This is a genomic window from Blastococcus sp. KM273128 (assembly GCF_021698975.1).
In the GTDB taxonomy this organism is placed as follows: domain Bacteria; phylum Actinomycetota; class Actinomycetes; order Mycobacteriales; family Geodermatophilaceae; genus Blastococcus.
Map to the genome: position 1 here is coordinate 1 of NZ_SSXA01000229.1, position 252 is coordinate 252.

Genomic DNA, 252 nt, shown 5'->3' on the forward strand with positions numbered 1-252 from the left:
TAGATGGCGCCCTTCACGAAGTGCGCGCCGGTGGACGGCGACCAGTAGATCGCCCCACCGGTGAACAGGCTGAAGCTGCCGCCGCGCACGTTGGTCTCGTTGCGCACCGGGAAGCCCAGCACCCCGGTCTCGTAGCCCGACTTCGCCCAGGTGTCGTAGATGGCGCCCTTCACGAAGTGCGCGCCGGTGGACGGCGACCAGTAGATCGCCCCACCGGTGAACAGGCTGAAGCTGCCGCCGCGCACGTTGGTC

At 68.3% G+C, this 252-nt stretch carries 1 protein-coding gene; it reads right to left on the minus strand.

The window, feature by feature from the left end; all coding sequences use genetic code 11:
- Window positions 1–252, minus strand: a 252-nt coding sequence (locus tag E9529_RS21695) for an LGFP repeat-containing protein (RefSeq protein ID WP_374201387.1), incomplete at both ends; no start/stop codon positions are given.